Here is a 15,740-nt window from a genome sequence, read left to right on the forward strand (position 1 = left end):
AACCCGTCGATCCGCATCAGTGGACATGGAGGGTGCCCCGGCCGGATCCGCCATTGCGAAAGCGGACCGAGGACGCCCCCCATGCGCGCTGACAGGGTCAGTCGGAAATGAGGATCTCGTTGTGGTTCGACCAGCCGACCCCGCTGACGGCGAACGTGGTGTCCGCGGGGACGAAGCCCAGCTCGACGCTCGCGTTCACCCTGGCGTCAAGGTCGACGGGCACGACGATCTCGTTGTGGTTGTAGCTGCCCGTCCTGGTGGCCCAGATGATCCCGACCTCGGCAACGTCCTTCATGGCGTCTCCTGTTTCATGTCCAGTGGTCCCCGCGGGCGCGCGGCGACTCAGGTGCCTGAAACGTATGCGGGCGCACAACGACCTCGGGTGAGTAATCGGTACTTCCTTGCAAGGCTCAGGGCACCCCGGCGATGGTCTTTTGCCTGCCGCCTGCCGCCTGCCGCCTGCCGCCTGCCGCCTGCCGCCTGCCGCCTGCCGCCTGCCGCCTGCCGCCTGCCGCCTGCCGCCTGCCGCCTGCCGCCTGCCGCCTGCCGCGCCCAGCGTGGCCAGTGGTCGCCGGTGGAGCAGTAGCAGGGGACGGCAGGCAAAATTCGCTACTCAGTGAGTGAATCTCTTTCTACCCTCGATCATGTGGACACTGTCGAGCAGCTGCTGAACGTCGTCGATGTCGAAGCGACATGCTGGGACGGCGCACCGCCGTGCGGGGCAGTCAGCGAGATCATCGAGATAGGGCTGACCGTCGTCGACCTGCGCGCGGGTGAACGGGTCGCCCGGCATCGGGTTCTTGTACGGCCGGCGCGGTCCTTCGTCAGCGACTTCTGCACCGAGTTGACCGGACTGACCCAAGCGGAGGTGGACACAGGCGTCGGATTCGCTGAAGCGTGTCGGCTCTTGGCGGCTGAGCACCAGGCAGGGGCTCGCCCGTGGGCCAGCTGGGGCGACTACGACCGTCACCAGTTCAGCCGCCAATGCCAGGCCACTGGCACCATCTACCCTTTCGGGAAGCGACACACCAACGTCAAGACGGCCTTCACCGAAGCTCACAAGCTGCGCAAGCGTCCAGGGATGGCCCAAGCCCTGCGCCTGACCGGGCTGCCTCTGGAAGGCCGTCATCACCGAGGTGACGACGACGCCTGGAACATCGCCTCACTGGTGCTTGCCCTCGTCAACCAGGACGCGTGGCCCGGGATCTGAGCGCTGCACCGTCGGGGAAGACCGACAGACTGCCGCTGTAGGGCTCTTGCTGAAGACAGTGACAGTGCCTGCTTTGGGCGGAACGGGCTGCCGCAGGCGGAAGGATCCGGCGGCCTTTGAGGGGCGGATATAGGCTGCGGTTATGGGCTTGGATCTGGGGGCAATTGTCAAATCCTGTGGATCAGTCGCGATCTGCGGAGACCCGAGGCTGATCCGGTTCACAGGCGGCAGCGGGGCTCGGTGTGAACCCCGACCGCGGCTATGGTCCATGGCCGCGTCGCATATGGCGACTATCCGTGATGTACATGTCGATCGCGCGCGTGACGCATCTGTATTCTGGCGCCATGCGGATGCGGTCGATCGAATTTCAACTCGTTCCCCACCCCGCTGCCCGGCTTGCGGGATGCGCCACGCCGGTTATGGACATCTTGGTAGACGATATCCGGTTTGTGGAACTGGTGCGGATGGCCGAGCTGCCGTATGCGGAGGCTGAGCAGACGGAGAGGGCCGGAGAATTTTCTCCGGGCTCCGCTCCACTGCTCGCCGGCGACTACATGTCTTTGTCGTCGGCCTTCGGCTGGCCCAGCCAACACTTCCTCGGCTCGCCGAGGACCCTGCCGTGGGGCGGGGAAGAAGGCGAGACCATGCTGCTGGGGTGCACGTGCGGCATCGACGAATGCTGGGCGCTGATGGCCAGAATCACCGTGACGCCTCAGACGGTGACCTGGTCGGCATTTCGAAACAATTGCCGCGACTGGGATCTGAGCGCCATGGGCGACTTCGTCTTCTCGCGTCCGCAGTACGAGCGCTCCCTGCGCAAAGCAACGCTGCAGTCCTGATGGCATCGGCCCCCGCCTTGAAGATCACCACGACTCACGGCGACGACGGGAGCCAGCCGGGCCGTGTGAGGTGCGGTCAGGCGACAGCGGTCTGCTGGCGCTCGACGAGGATGCCGTTTTCGAACTTCGCGCCCGCGCGGACGAGCGAGAACAGGTGGGCGCCGGTGATCGCGCGCCAGCGGGCCTGGGCCGATTCGACGAGCTTGAACACCATGGCGAGCGCCGCCACAGGGCTGCCGGCGCCGCGGGTGACCCTGGTGCGGAGCTTGACGGTGGAGAACGTGGACTCGATGGGGTTCGTGGTGCGCAGGTGGATCCAGTGCTCGGCCGGGAAGTCGTAGAACGCCAGCAGCTCGTCCGCGTCGTCGGTGATCTTCGCGACGGCCTTGGGGAACTTGGCGCCGTAGGTGCGCGCGAACGCCTCGATCGCCTTCTCGGCGTGGGCGCGGTCCTCGGCGTTGTAGATCTCCTGCATCGCCTTCGTCGCCCCGGGCTGTGCCGACTTCGGCAGGGCGTTCGAGCCGGAGTCGGCGCGTAGAGGGTTACGTCCATGGTTCCGGTGATGCTGCGGAATCCCGCACGCTCCAGGTGTCCAACATCAAGGGGAAGCAGCGATCACCGCATCCCTTTGGGCCACTCCGCCCATTCATGCGGCATCTGGGCAGCCCCGCCTATATTTGTTCCATGGTCGGGGCGCATCCTCGGCGCGGGCATCGCGGATCGGCAGGTGATCCAATGGCTGTGGATCGAAAGGGACCACATGCCGAAGAGAGCCTGCAGGCGTCCGGCTCGGCGGCCTCAGCTTCTTCCTGCCTCGGTCCACACAGCGCTCCGGACCGGCCGGAAGCGCTCAGATTGGGCCTCCTCGACGCCATGAGTGAAGGTCTGAGTGATGCAGAGCTGCTGCGGCTCGCCCTTCAGCACGCAGTGGCTAGCCTCGGAGGACTGGGCGGCTTGGCGCATCTGCGTGGCCCGAGCGGCCGGGGGCTGCATCTGGTGTCCGTCAACGGCCTGGTCACAGCCTTTGCCCAGCAGTGGGAGAACCTGACACAGGACGCTCCGGCGGCGGCGGCCCTGTCCGCCCATGGCAATCGCTTTGTGTGGCAGCCCCTGGGAGAAGGCGAAGCTGCGCACTCGCCCATCCCGTCCATCACGGGGATGGCATCCGTTCCCCTACCCGGCCCCGACGCACCACTGGGCGTGCTGTCCGTACTGACGATGTCGTCCGGCCCGCCCGGACCGGAGCAGTGCGCCTTCCTCACCGCAGTGGCCCGGTGGACCGCGGAGCACCTCGAGCTGTCCTCGGCCCCGCGCCCACTGGACCTCACCTGGGGGGAGCAGGAGCCCTCCGAATCCCGCGTCCAGCAGGCGCTCAAGGCAACCAAGGCGGGTTCCTGGGAGTGGGAGATCAGAACAGGGGAGGTGAACTGGGACGAGGCGGGGCTGACAGTTGTGGGCATCGGCCCGGACCGCCCCCCGAGGCGGATCGAGTCCTGGATGTCGGTCGTCCACCCGGAAGACCTGCCCCGGGTCCTGGCGGAGACGGAGGAGGTGATCCGCAGTCACAGTCTGTACGACGTCGAATACCGGGTCTGCCGTCCGGATGGAACGTACGGCTGGGTACAGGCCCGCGGGCGGGTGGTGCTGGACCGGGGCGGGGAGCCGGTCCGCATGGTGGGCACGGTGCGGGACACCACGCAGACCCGTGCCACCCAGGACTCGGTCGGTCGGGCGCTGCGGTATATGAGCGACGGGTTCTTCGCTCTGGACGCCGACTGGCGGATCACCTTCGTCAACGTCGAAGCGGAGCGTCTCCTCGGTGTCTCTCGCAAGGCACTCGGCCGGGTGCTCTGGGACGTGGTGCCCGGCAGCGTCCTTCCCCGTCTGGAAACCCGGTTTCGCAGGGCCGCGGGCGAGGGCACTCCGACCGGCTTCGACTTGCGCTGGCCTACCGATGAACGCTGGTACCACATGCGGCTGGTGCCGATGCCCGACGGGTTGATGGTCTACGGCGCCGATATCACCGAACAGCGGATGCGGCGCGAAGAGCGGGTCACCGCAGAGCGGGCAGCCGCTGAGCAGGCCGCCCGGATCACGGAGTTGACCAGCGCTCTGGCGAAGGCGGTCACCTCGCAGGAGGTCGTGAGCGCCACCGCTGACCGAGTGCTGCCGCTGTTCGGCGCTTACGCCCTGAATGTTCTGGTTCCCGAAGGCCGGCGGCTCCGGGTGGCCGGGACCGTGGGCTATCCGCAGGAAGCTCTGGACCTCATCGACAATGTGCCGCTGACCGGACGTTACCCGGTTCCGGAAGTGATCAGCACCCAAAACCCGCTCTTCATCGGCTCCGTGGACGAGTTCCTCGCGCGCTATCCCTCGCTGGCCGAACTCCTGTCCCTGATACAAGACCAGGCATGGGCCTTTCTGCCACTGATCGCCTCTGGGCGATTGGTCGGTGTCTGCGTCATCGCATTCGACCGTCCGCACCGCTTCACCGACGAGGAAAAGGTCCTGCTGACCGCCGTCAGCGGGCTGCTCTCCCAGGCAATTGAGCGCGCGCGCCTGTACGACACGGAGCACACCCGCGCCCAGGAGCTGCAGCGCGGCCTCCTGCCCCGCGTACTGCCCCGCGTCCCCGGGGTCGCCACCGCCGCCCGCTACCTGCCGGCGACCGAAGGCCTCGAGGTCGGCGGCGACTGGTACGACGTCATCCCGCTGTCCTCAGACCGAGTGGCCCTGGTGATCGGCGACGTGATGGGCCACGGCCTGGCCGAGGCTGCCACCATGGGACGGCTGCGCACTGCCGTGCACACCCTGGCAGACCTCGACCTGGATCCCGCCGAGCTCCTGACCCACCTCAATGACCTGGTCAGCGGCCTCGGAGACGACTTCTACGTCACCTGCCTGTACGCGGTCTACGATCCCACCAGCGGTATCTGCGCCTTCGCCCGCGCAGGCCACCCACCACCTGCCATGGTTCATCCCGACGGCTCGGTCCGGTTCCTCGACAGTGCTCCCGATCCGCCCCTGGGGGCCGCCACCCCGCCCTTCGAGACCGTCGAGACCTGCCTGCCGGACGGCAGTCTGCTCGTCCTCTACACCGACGGACTGATCGAATCCGCCGGCCGCGACATCGACCGGGGCGCAGTCCGTCTCGCCGATGCCCTCGCCACGGCCTGCAACAGCCCCCGCAGGGGCACCGATGAGCTCGACCGGCTGTGCGACACCCTCACCGAGACTCTCGTTCCCGAGCAGCAGCACACCGATGACGACACCGCCCTGCTGATCGCCCGGACCCGCACGCTGGCATCCGAAAACATCGCTTCGTGGCCACTGTCCGAGGACCCCACAGCCGCACGCCAGGCACGCGGCCTGGCCAGGGAGCAACTCGCCACGTGGGGTCTTGAGGATCTGTCCATGACGACAGAACTACTGGTCAGCGAGCTCATGGGCAATGTCGTCCGACACGCCAAAGGCCCTGTCCAACTGCGAATGCTGCGCAGCCGAACCCTCATCCTCGAGGTGTCCGACGGCAGTCTCACCACCCCCCGGATCCGCCGGGCCTCCTTCACCGACGAGGGCGGGCGAGGACTCCAACTGGTCGCGGCCCTCTCCCAGCGCTGGGGCGCCCGTTACACATCCACCGGCAAGTGCATCTGGACAGAGCAGGCCCTGCCGACCGACTGCCAGCAGTGAAATGCGCTGCCGGGGTCACCGTGGCGGACGGACTCGCTGGCCGCGATGACGTGTGAGCCGTTGGGGTGTGCCGGTCAGTGCGGGATCCGACAGCAGGGCTTGGTCCCACCAGGAAACTGCCCTGAGCGATCACTCGGTCCTCTCGTGTGCTGCCCCGTGGTCCATGTGGTCAGGACGCCAGGGCGGTCGAAGAGGGTCTCGTCCAACTGCTCAGGTTGCGGACCGCCGGCAGGTGGGGATGTTCCCATGCCCGGTCACTGTCGGTGTGACGGCTGGCGGCTTCGGGAGGCCGACCGCATCCAGGCCGAGCCGGCAGGCCTCACCGAGAGCCGCACCTGATCTCAAGCACCGCTCGGGTCCCCCGCAACCATGACGACGTCATGGCAACAGTGTGTACGGGGTGCCGGCCGTTTGAATTCGACGCCCGTTCCCCGCGGTCCTGTCTGCGGGAACGGGTATGCCACGTTCAGGCATGCGGCAGGAGCCGTTCCACGCCGACCTCCAGCGCCGCTTCGTCCAGCCAGGGCGGGTTCGCGCCGGAGACTGAGCAGGTCAGGGCGGCGACGCGGGCGGCGAAGGTGCAGGCGTCGGTGAGGTCTTCGAGGTTCAGCCGGTCGAGACGGCCGCCGAGGTGTCCGAGGGCGGCGAGGCGGTGGAGCAGGCCCGCGGTGAAGGAGTCCCCAGCGCCGACGGTGTCGACGACGTCCACGGCCGGGGCCGGGACGGTGACGCGGTGGCCGTCGAGGGAGGCGAGGGCTCCACGCCCGCCGAGAGTGATCACGACCAGGCGCGCGCCGGCGGCGTGCCAGGTGTCACACGCCTCCTCGGGGTCGGCACCGGGAAGCAGCAACGCGAGATCGTCCTCGCTGAGGCGAAGGATGTCGGCGAGGGCGCACCAGCGGGGAAGCCGTTCGCGGTAGACGGAGGGCGGTACGAGCAGGGGCCGGACGTTGGGGTCGATGGACACGGTGACGTGCTCGCGCGCCCTGGCGAGATTGTCCTCGATGCGGCTGCCGCCGGGCTGCTGTATCAGCGCCAGGGAGCCGGTGTGCAGGCAGGCTGCATCGTCCAGCCGGGCGCCGGCGAGTTCGTCGTCGGTCCACTGCCAGTCGGCGGCGCTGGCGGCATAGAACGTGTAGGTGGCCTGGCCGGAGTCGTCGAGGTCGGCGACGGCGAGGGTGCTTGGCTCGGTGGCGGCGGTCACGCTGCCGGTCAGGTCGACGCCGGAGGCACTGAGGCGGGCACGGAAGAGGGCGCCGAAGACGTCGTGGGAGAACCGCCCGAGGAAACGAGTCCGGGTACCGAGCCGGGCGAGGGCGACGGCGGTGTTGGCGGGGCCGCCACCGGGTAGGGCGCGCAGCGCGAGTTCACCGGAGCTGGACCGGGCGGGGTCGGTGAAGGCGTCGGCGACACACTCGCCGAGGACGGTGACGCTGACGGGGGCCTGGGGTCGGGCCATGGTGACTGTCTGCCTCTCTCAGGAAGAGCGCGGGTCGCGAAGGACACCGGGGCGGTGGCCTGATGCAGCCCTTGCACAGGTATTGACATGCCGCTCAAGACGGACGTAACTTCCCTGCCACAAGGAAGTAACGCGCGTTATTAAAGCGCGAAACCGGAGGCGTGTCTCGCCTCCGGCTGGCCGAAAGGGACTGGAAGTGGCCACGAACAAGACGCATCGCGTGACCATGAGCGATGTGGCGCTCCACGCGGGTGTCTCGCGGACCACCGTCTCCTTCGTCCTCAACGACAAGCCCGGCGCCGCCATCCCCGAGGAAACCCGGCGGCGGATCCTGGAGGCGATCGACGAGCTCGGCTACCGGCCCAACGCCGGGGCGCGGGCGCTGGCCGCGAACCGCAGCGGGTGGTTCGGGCTGATCACCGAGATCGTGACCGGCCCGTTCGCGGGGGAGGTGATCACGGGCGCGCAGAGCCGCGCCTGGGGTGACCGGAGGCTCCTGCTGATCGCCGCGAGCGAGGGCGATCCCGCCCAGGAGGCCGCCGCGCTCGACCAGATGCTGGAGCACCGCGTGGAGGGGCTCCTGTACGCCACGACCTGGCACCGCGCCGTCACACTCCCCAAGGCCGCCCGGGAGGTGCCGACGGTGCTCGTCAACTGTTACGACGAGGAAGGGGAGTTGCCGTGCATCCTGCCCGACGAGGTGTCGGGCGGTTACAAGGCGACCCGACGGCTCCTGGACGCCGGTCACACCCGCATCGGGTTCATCAACCTCGATCCGGCGATCCCGGCCGCCATCGGCAGGCGCGAGGGATACGAACGTGCCCTGCGCGAGGCCGCGATCACCCCCGACCCCTCCCTCGTTCTCCCCGGCTGGGCGACCGCCGACAGCGCCTATACCGCCGCCTGCGAACTGCTTGACCGTCCGGCCGGCGACCGGCCGACCGCGCTGTTCTGCGGAAACGACCGGATGGCGATGGGCGCGTACGACGCGATCAAGGAACGTGGGCTGCGCATCCCGCACGACGTGGCCGTGGTGGGGTTCGACAACCAGGAACTCATCGCCGCCTATCTGCGGCCGAAGCTGACGACGCTCGCCCTGCCCTTCGAGGCCATGGGCACCAAGGGCATCGACATGCTCGCCGCTCTCGCAGCGGGGCAGCCGCTCGACACCCATCAGGTGACGATCGACTGCCCGCTGCTCGAACGCTCGTCGGTCTGACCGCTAATCAGTCCGCCGAGGAATCCCATCCCGTCTTCGCCCTGTGTGTTGAAGAGAGGAAAAGAGTCTCCATTATGGCACCCTCCCGCATACCTTCACGGCGGCCCCGAGCCGTCCTGAGAGCGGTCACCGCGACCGCCGCCGCAGCCCTGGTCCTGTCCGCCTGTACGGGTGGCTCGGGCACCTCCGGCGCCGGTGACACCTCCGGCAACCAGCTGCTCACCATTCCGCGCGAGGATCTGGCGACGTTCACGCGCAACTTCAACCCGCTGTCCCCGCAGGCCGCCCCCATGACCCTCCAGGCGGTCTACGAGCCGCTGGCGGTGCACAGCATGGCGGACTCCAAGGACACACCGTGGCTGGCCACCAAGTGGGAGCAGGCCAAGGACGGCAAGTCCCTCACCTTCACACTGCGTGACGGCGTCAAGTGGTCGGACGGCAAGCCGCTCACCGCCGACGACGTCGTCTACACCTTCGAGCTCCAGAAGAAGGTGCTCGGCGGCTTCGACTACCTCGACAAGGTCGCCGCGGTCGACGCCCACACGGTGAAGTTCTCCTTCGACAAGGCGTTCTCGACCGCCTTCTACGAGATCAGCGGCCACTACATCCTGCCGAAGCACATCTGGTCCAAGGTGAAGGACCCGGCGAAGTTCACCAACCCGGACCCGGTCGGCACCGGCCCGTACACCAAGATCGAGAAGTTCCAGAGCCAGTCGTACGAGCTGCGTAAGAACCCCGACTACTGGCAGCCCGCGAAGCAGCAGATCGCCGGCATCCAGATGCTTGCCTTCTCCGGCAACGACAGCGCCAACATCGCCTTCACCAACGGCGAGGTGGACTGGACGCAGTCGTTCATCCCGGACATCGAGAAGTCCTTCGTCGCCAAGGACAAGAAGCACAACCACTACTGGTTCCCGGCCACCGGTGCCATGATCAACTGGCAGTTGAACACCACCAAGGCGCCGTTCAACGATCCGGCCGTGCGCAAGGCGCTCAGCATGGCCGTCGACCGTGACCAGATCACCAAGGTCGCGATGAACGGCTACGCCGAACCCGCCGACTGCACAGGCCTGGCCCACACCTACGACAAGTGGCGTGACACGTCGCTGGCCGCCTCCTGCACCTGGACGAAGTACGACACCGACGCGGCGGCCAAGGCCCTCGACGCGGCCGGCTACAAGGAGAACGGCGGCAAGCGGAAGCTGAAGAACGGCAAGAACTTCACGCTCGACATCTCCGTCGGCTCGGCCTCCTCCGACTGGATCTCGGTCGCCAACATCATCAAGCAGGACCTGGCGAAGGTCGGCATCACCGCCACCGTGAAGACGCCCGACTGGTCGGCGGTCTCGTCCTCGTACAACACCGGCACGTTCGACACCGGCATCGTGTGGAGCAACAACGGCGCCACCCCGTACGAGTACTTCCGCGGCGTGATGTCGGCCAAGATGGTGCAGCCGGTCGGCAAGCAGGCCACGGAGAACTACCACCGCTTCGGCGACAAGAAGGCCGACGAACTCATCGACGCCTTCGCCGCCGCCACGGACGTAAAGACGCAGCGCGAGCAGATGAACGGTCTGCAGGAGTTGTACAACAAGGACGCGCCCGTCGTCCCGCTGTTCACCGGCCCCGAGTGGGGCGCGTACACGGACGCCCGCTTCACCGGCTGGCCCACCGAAGAAAACCCGTACGCCACCCTCGGCAACCGCAACGGCAGCACGGTCCTCGTGCTCACGTCGCTGAAGCCCGTCAAGAGCTGACGCCGCCCGCGGACCGGCGGCCGCCCTCCTCCCCGGACGGCCGCCCCCGCGCACCGCCACACACGTTCACCCCCCACCGACAGGGAGCACGACCCGTGCGTCTGATCCTGCGCAACCTGGGGTTCTATCTGCTCGCCTTCTGGGCCTCCATCACCCTGAACTTCGTTCTCCCGCGCTTCATGCCGGGCGACCCGGTCTCCCGGATGTTCGCGCAGGCCCAGGGCACCATGCAGCCCGACCAGATAGCCCAGTTGCGGAAACTCTTCGGCCTCGACAACCGCCCCCTCTGGGAGCAGTACGTCTCCTACGTCAAGAGCGTCTTCACCGGCGACCTCGGCATCTCCATCTCCCGCTTCCCGACCCCGGTCTCCGACGTGATCGGCTCGCAGATCGGCTGGACCCTGCTCCTCGGTGGCGTCGCGCTCGTCATCGCGGCCGTGCTCGGCAACCTGCTCGGCATCGTCGCCGCCTGGCGGCGCGGCGGCGTCCTCGACTCCGCCTTCCCGCCTCTGCTGATCTTCGTCGGCTCGTTCCCGTACTTCTGGCTGGCCATGGGCGCGCTGTACCTGTTCGGGGTGAGCCTGGGCTGGTTCCCCATGCGGCACGCCTACGACGTCGGACTGACCCCCGGCTTCAACGGCGAATTCCTCTCCAACGTCGCCACCCACCTGGTGCTGCCCGCGCTGACCATCGTGCTGGTCTCCATCGGCGGCTGGATGCTCGGCATGCGCAACACCATGATCGCCACGACGGCCGAGGACTACATCACCATGGCCGAGGCCAAGGGGCTCAGCCCCTCACGGATCATGTTCCGCTACGCCGCTCGCAACGCGCTGCTGCCCTCCGTCACCAACTTCGGCATGGCCCTCGGCTTCGTCGTCGGCGGCGCCCTGCTCACCGAGGTCGTGTTCGCCTACCCCGGCATCGGCTATCAGCTGCTGATGGCCGTCCAGGGCCTGGACTACCCACTGATGCAGGGCATCTTCCTGACGATCACGGCGGCGGTACTGATCGCGAACTTCCTCGTCGACCTCGTCTACGTCCGCCTCGACCCGCGCGTCCGCGTCCGCTGAGGAGGCTGCCGACATGACCGCCATCGAAATCGCCACGGCCACCACGCCGACGGCCCCCGCGCGTGCTTCCCGTAGGCGCGGACTGCTGCGCCAGCTCATCGACAGCAAGAAGGCACTGACCGGGCTGATCCTGCTCGCTCTCTTCGCCCTGCTCGCCCTGCTCGCACCCGTCCTGGCACCCGGCGACCCGTCGCTCATCAACTCCACGGGCAGCCAGGCACCCTCGGCCGCACACTGGCTCGGTACGACCGCCAAGGGACAGGACGTGCTCGCCCTTACCCTGTGGGGCGCGCGAAGCTCCCTCTTCGTCGGGTTCACCGTGGGGCTCGTGGCAACCGCGGTCGCCATCGTCGTCGGCCTCGCATCCGCGTACTTCGACCGCGTCGTCGACGACGCGCTGACCCTGGTCACCAACGTCTTCCTGCTGCTGCCCGGCCTTCCGCTGCTCATCATCCTGGCCGCGTTCCTGCCGCCTGGGACCTCCACCGTGATCCTGGTCCTCGTCGTCACCGGCTGGGCGGGCTCGGCCCGGGTCCTGCGCGCGCAGGCCAAGTCGATCCGCGGCAAGGACTTCGTGGCCGCCGCCGTCGTCACCGGAGAACGCCCCCTGCGGATCATGTTCCGCGAGATCCTGCCCAACATGGCGTCCGTGGTGATGACCACGCTGCTCGGCTGCGTGATTTTCGGCATCGGCGCCCAGGCCGGCCTGGAGTTCCTCGGCCTCGGCGACAGCAGCGTCGTCAGCTGGGGCACCAACCTGTACTGGGCCAGCAACGACGGCGCGCTGATGACCGGCGCATGGTGGGCCTTCGTCCCCTCCGGACTGTGCATCGCCCTCGTCGCCTTCGCCATCGCGCTGGTCAACTACGCGGTCGACGAGATCACCAACCCCAGGCTGCGCAACCGCCGTGCCCGCCGTGAGAGGAGGGGCTGAGCCATGGAACCCGTACTTGAGGTGAACGGCCTGCGTGTCGAATACCGCGGCGACGGGCGCACCGTCGTGGGCGCCGACGACGTCTCCTTCTCCATCGGTGCCGGAGAGGTCTTCGGCCTCGCCGGAGAATCCGGCTGCGGCAAGTCGACCATCGCCAACGCGGTGATGCGGCTGCTGAAGCCCCCGGCGGAGATCACCGCGGGCAGCATCCGCTTCCAGGGCAGGGACGTCCTCGCCCTGGACGCACGCGAGCTGCGCGCCTTCCGGTGGCGGGAGATCGCCATGGTCTTCCAGTCGGCGATGAACTCGCTCAACCCCGTCCTGACCATCGGCGAGCAGATCGTCGACATCTTCACCACCCACGAGCGGATGAAGAAGCGGGCCGCGCGGGAGCGGGCCGGCGAGCTGCTTCAGCTGGTCGGCATCGACCCGGGAAGGCTGAAGGCGTACCCGCACCAGCTCTCCGGCGGCATGCGCCAGCGCGTGGTCATCGCCATGGCCGTCGCACTCCACCCCCGGCTGCTGATCATGGACGAGCCGACCACCGCGCTCGACGTGGTCGTACAGCAGGAGATCATGGCGCAGATCCGCGACCTCCAGCGGGAGCTGGGCTTCTCCATCCTCTTCATCACCCACGACATGTCCCTGATGGTCGAGCTGTCGGACCGCATGGGCGTGATGTACGGCGGACGGATCGTCGAACTCGCCGACGCCAAGGACTTGTTCGCCCATCCGCTCCACCCCTACACCGAGGCGCTGATGAACGCCTTCCCGCCGCTGACCGGCCCGCGCCAAGAACTCACCGGCCTCTTCGACGCCCCGCGCACCGCCGACAGCTGCGGCTTCCACGTCCGCTGTCCCGAGGACCGCTCGGACTGTTCCATGAACATCCCCGACCTACGCGAGATCGCCCCCGGCCGGTGGGCGGCCCAGAGTGCCCAGGGAGCCCCGCGATGACCCAGCCCCTGCTGTCCGTACGCGGTCTGACCAAGGACTTCCAGGTCGGCACCGTCTTCTCCCGGCGCCGCGTCCGAGCCGTCAACGACGTCTCCTTCGATCTCCCGGCCGGCCGGATCACCGCCCTGGTCGGCGAGTCCGGCAGCGGCAAGTCCACCATCGCCCGCTGTCTCGCCCGCCTCGAACAGCCCTCCGCCGGACAGGTGCTGCTCGACGGCGAGGACGTCCTGCGCACCGAGCGGCGCCGGGCATCACGGGCGTACCGCCGCAAGGTCCAGATGGTGTTCCAGGACCCCTTCGGCTCACTCAACCCCGTCCACCGCATCGAGCACTTCCTCACCCGGGCCCTCGTCCTGCACGGCCACTCCGCCACACCAGAGGCGCTGCGCGAGCTGATGGCGACGGTCGGCCTGACCGAGGACATGCTCCAGTCCTACCCGCACGAACTCTCCGGCGGCCAGCGTCAGCGCGTCTCCATCGCTCGCGCGTTGGCGGTGGAACCGCGCCTCATCCTGGCCGACGAACCGACGTCGATGCTGGACGTCTCCGTGCGTGTCGGCGTGCTCAACCTGATGCGGCGCCTGCGCGACGAGCGGAACATCGCCATGCTCTACATCACCCATGACCTGGGCTCCGCCCGCTACCTCGCCGACACCACGATGGTCATGTTCGCCGGCGAACTCGTCGAGGGCGGCGACGCACTGGCCGTCATGGACGCCCCCGCCCACCCCTACACCCGCCTGCTGCTGTCCGCCGTACCCGACCCCGAACGGGTCGGCAGCTACGATCCCGTCGAGCGCGCCCGCCTGCGCGAGGCGATCCTCAACCCCACTTCCTGCCCCTACGGCGACGACGGCACGTGCAGCCGCATCGACCCCGTCCGCCACATCGTCGGCGAAGACGACGGACAACCCCACTGGGTGCGCTGCCATCTGCGCGCACCCGCCTCCGACATCGCCCGCCGCGTCCTCAAGGCCACCGACCGGCCGGACGGCGAGGCCCCAGACGACACCGAGAAAGCGGAGACCACCGCCGCATGACCCACGACCTCACCCTCCCCTCCGGCAGCCCCACCGCCGACGGGCTGGCCGAGCGCGCCCTGCGCGACCCCCACCGCCCCCGCTTCCACTTCACCTCGCCCGGCGGCTGGCTCAACGACCCCAACGGGCTGAGTCACTGGAACGGCGTCTACCACCTCTTCTACCAGTACAACCCGCTCGCCGCCGCCCACCACCGCATCCACTGGGGCCACGCCACAAGCACCGATCTCGTCCACTGGACCGACGAACCGGTCGCCCTCGTCCCCGGCACCACTGGCCCAGACCGCGACGGCTGCTGGTCCGGAGTCCTCGTCGATGACGGGGGAGTGCCCACGCTCGTCTACTCGGGCAGGCACGGCGAGCGTGAACTCCCTTGCGTGGCCAGGGGATCAGCGGATCTTAGGTACTGGACCAAAGACTTGGCCAACCCGGTCATCACCGCCCCGCCGGAGGGCGTCGACATCACGGCCTTCCGCGACCACTGCGTCTGGCGGGAGGGCCAGGTGTGGCGCCAGCTGGTGGGCTCGGGCATCCGGGGCGTCGGCGGAACGGCCTTCCTGTACGAATCCGACGACCTGCGCAGCTGGCGCTACGTCGGCCCCCTGCTGACGGGTGAGGCCTCGCAGAACCAGGGCGAGCTCGACTGGACCGGCACGATGTGGGAGTGCGTCGACCTCTTCCGGCTCGGCGAGGACGAGGAGGCCAGCACCACCGACGCGCTGGTCTTCTCCGCCTGGGACGAGGGCACCACCCACCACCCCCTGTACTGGACCGGCCGCTACCAGGGCGACACCTTCACCCCGGCCGCCCTCCACCGCCTCGACTACGGCGGACGCTACTTCTACGCCCCCCAGTCCACTCGCGACGAGCACGGCCGCCGCATCATGCTCGGCTGGCTCCAGGAGGGACGGACGGACGAGGCGAACGCGCAGGCCGGCTGGTGCGGCGTGATGTCCCTGCCGAGGGTCGTCACGCTCGCCACGGACGGCGGCCTGCACCAGGCCCCGGTACCGGAGCTGACCGAGCTGCGGCGGGAGCACGTAGAGGTGGCTCCGGGCCGGCAGGCCGACCCGTACACCCGTCTGCCCGCCGTGCGCGGGGACCAGCTGGACATCGAGACAACCCTGCGTCTCGCTCCCGGAGCGACCGCCCGGCTCGTGCTCCGCGAGACACCGGACGGCGCGGAACGCACGGTCGTGGAGGTGAGCAGGGCGCAGGACGGAACGGGCGGCACCCTCCGCCTGCGCCGCGAGACCAGCAGCCTCGACCCGACGGTCGACACCGAACCCCGGTACGGCGAGCTGCCGTTGGACCCCGACGGGCGGGTCGACCTGCGGGTCCTCGTCGACCACTCCGCACTGGAGGTCTTCGCCAACGGGCGTGCCCTGACCGCCCGCATCTACCCCACCCGCCCGGACGAGGCCGTGAGCGTCGGTATCGGTGCCGACGGCGACGTGACCCTGGAGCGGTTCGACGCCTGGCAGATGGCGTCGGCCTTCACCGACGGACCCCGGCCGCTGTGGCCGTGACGGTCTTACACACGACCACGGCCCGCGGGG

At 68.5% G+C, this 15,740-nt stretch carries 12 protein-coding genes and 1 pseudogene; 10 read left to right on the forward strand and 3 right to left on the reverse strand.

Going from position 1 to position 15,740, the window contains the following annotated elements; all coding sequences use genetic code 11:
* Window positions 1-97: 97 nt before the first annotated feature.
* Window positions 98-295, reverse strand: a complete 198-nt coding sequence (locus OG736_RS46240; protein ID WP_121413644.1) for a hypothetical protein — start codon at window positions 293-295, stop codon at window positions 98-100.
* A 351-nt stretch (window positions 296-646) separates the two neighbouring features.
* Between OG736_RS46240 and OG736_RS46245 the strand changes: the two genes are divergently transcribed.
* Together OG736_RS46245 and OG736_RS46250 are read left to right on the forward strand one after the other, a co-directional pair.
* The gene (locus OG736_RS46245; RefSeq protein WP_327188178.1) at window positions 647-1,210 is read left to right on the forward strand and encodes a 3'-5' exonuclease; all 564 of its coding nucleotides are present in this window, start codon (window positions 647-649) and stop codon (window positions 1,208-1,210) included.
* 305 nt (window positions 1,211-1,515) lie between these two features.
* Window positions 1,516-2,049: a hypothetical protein gene (locus tag OG736_RS46250; RefSeq protein ID WP_327188179.1), complete on the forward strand. Its 534-nt coding sequence runs from the start codon at window positions 1,516-1,518 to the stop codon at window positions 2,047-2,049.
* A 76-nt stretch (window positions 2,050-2,125) separates the two neighbouring features.
* Here OG736_RS46250 and OG736_RS46255 read toward each other — a convergent pair.
* Window positions 2,126-2,563: pseudogene (locus OG736_RS46255) on the reverse strand (transposase); the annotation flags it as partial.
* 170 nt (window positions 2,564-2,733) lie between these two features.
* Between OG736_RS46255 and OG736_RS46260 the strand changes: the two are divergent.
* Window positions 2,734-5,742, forward strand: coding sequence for a SpoIIE family protein phosphatase (locus tag OG736_RS46260; RefSeq protein ID WP_327188180.1), 3,009 nt, complete (start codon window positions 2,734-2,736; stop codon window positions 5,740-5,742).
* A 466-nt stretch (window positions 5,743-6,208) separates the two neighbouring features.
* On the opposite strand, the gene OG736_RS46265 is transcribed toward OG736_RS46260, so the two are convergent.
* On the reverse strand, window positions 6,209-7,201 hold the full coding sequence (locus OG736_RS46265) for a carbohydrate kinase family protein (RefSeq protein ID WP_327188181.1): 993 nt from the start codon (window positions 7,199-7,201) through the stop codon (window positions 6,209-6,211).
* A gap of 226 nt (window positions 7,202-7,427) precedes the next feature.
* Here OG736_RS46265 and OG736_RS46270 point away from each other — a divergent pair, with 226 nt between their 5' ends.
* From OG736_RS46270 to OG736_RS46300, 7 genes are all read left to right on the forward strand, one after another.
* Window positions 7,428-8,420: a LacI family DNA-binding transcriptional regulator gene (locus OG736_RS46270; RefSeq protein WP_327188329.1), complete on the forward strand. Its 993-nt coding sequence runs from the start codon at window positions 7,428-7,430 to the stop codon at window positions 8,418-8,420.
* Between the two features lie 74 nt (window positions 8,421-8,494).
* Window positions 8,495-10,177 carry an ABC transporter substrate-binding protein gene (locus OG736_RS46275; RefSeq protein ID WP_327188182.1) on the forward strand — a complete coding sequence of 561 codons (1,683 nt, stop codon included), beginning with the start codon at window positions 8,495-8,497 and terminating at the stop codon, window positions 10,175-10,177.
* A 95-nt stretch (window positions 10,178-10,272) separates the two neighbouring features.
* Window positions 10,273-11,250, forward strand: coding sequence for an ABC transporter permease (locus OG736_RS46280; RefSeq protein WP_046916609.1), 978 nt, complete (start codon window positions 10,273-10,275; stop codon window positions 11,248-11,250).
* A 13-nt stretch (window positions 11,251-11,263) separates the two neighbouring features.
* Entirely contained in the window at window positions 11,264-12,184 is a 921-nt protein-coding gene (locus OG736_RS46285) for an ABC transporter permease (protein ID WP_327188183.1), read from the forward strand.
* A gap of 3 nt (window positions 12,185-12,187) precedes the next feature.
* The gene (locus OG736_RS46290) at window positions 12,188-13,141 is read left to right on the forward strand and encodes an ABC transporter ATP-binding protein (protein ID WP_327188184.1); all 954 of its coding nucleotides are present in this window, start codon (window positions 12,188-12,190) and stop codon (window positions 13,139-13,141) included.
* Window positions 13,138-14,181 carry an ATP-binding cassette domain-containing protein gene (locus OG736_RS46295; RefSeq protein ID WP_327188185.1) on the forward strand — a complete coding sequence of 348 codons (1,044 nt, stop codon included), beginning with the start codon at window positions 13,138-13,140 and terminating at the stop codon, window positions 14,179-14,181. The genes OG736_RS46290 and OG736_RS46295 overlap by 4 nt, the downstream gene beginning before the upstream one ends.
* A complete protein-coding gene (locus tag OG736_RS46300; RefSeq protein WP_327188186.1) occupies window positions 14,178-15,710 on the forward strand; it encodes a glycoside hydrolase family 32 protein in 1,533 nt (510 codons plus the stop codon). The genes OG736_RS46295 and OG736_RS46300 overlap by 4 nt, the downstream gene beginning before the upstream one ends.
* The last annotated feature ends 30 nt before the right edge of the window (window positions 15,711-15,740 follow it).

The sequence above is a fragment of the Streptomyces sp. NBC_01334 genome, from assembly GCF_035983595.1.
Taxonomy (GTDB): domain Bacteria; phylum Actinomycetota; class Actinomycetes; order Streptomycetales; family Streptomycetaceae; genus Streptomyces; species Streptomyces coriariae.

Excerpts from the sequence above, each read along its gene's own strand:
- OG736_RS46300 (WP_327188186.1), top strand. The coding sequence starts at position 14,178 with ATGACCCACGACCTCACCCTCCCCTCCGGCAGCCCCACCGCCGACGGG.
- OG736_RS46250 (WP_327188179.1), top strand. The coding sequence starts at position 1,516 with ATGTCGATCGCGCGCGTGACGCATCTGTATTCTGGCGCCATGCGGATG.
- OG736_RS46290 (WP_327188184.1), top strand. The coding sequence starts at position 12,188 with ATGGAACCCGTACTTGAGGTGAACGGCCTGCGTGTCGAATACCGCGGC.
- OG736_RS46275 (WP_327188182.1), top strand. The coding sequence starts at position 8,495 with ATGGCACCCTCCCGCATACCTTCACGGCGGCCCCGAGCCGTCCTGAGA.
- OG736_RS46285 (WP_327188183.1), top strand. The coding sequence starts at position 11,264 with ATGACCGCCATCGAAATCGCCACGGCCACCACGCCGACGGCCCCCGCG.
- OG736_RS46240 (WP_121413644.1), bottom strand. The coding sequence starts at position 295 with ATGAAGGACGTTGCCGAGGTCGGGATCATCTGGGCCACCAGGACGGGC.
- OG736_RS46260 (WP_327188180.1), top strand. The coding sequence starts at position 2,734 with ATGGTCGGGGCGCATCCTCGGCGCGGGCATCGCGGATCGGCAGGTGAT.
- OG736_RS46295 (WP_327188185.1), top strand. The coding sequence starts at position 13,138 with ATGACCCAGCCCCTGCTGTCCGTACGCGGTCTGACCAAGGACTTCCAG.
- OG736_RS46265 (WP_327188181.1), bottom strand. The coding sequence starts at position 7,201 with ATGGCCCGACCCCAGGCCCCCGTCAGCGTCACCGTCCTCGGCGAGTGT.
- OG736_RS46270 (WP_327188329.1), top strand. The coding sequence starts at position 7,428 with ATGAGCGATGTGGCGCTCCACGCGGGTGTCTCGCGGACCACCGTCTCC.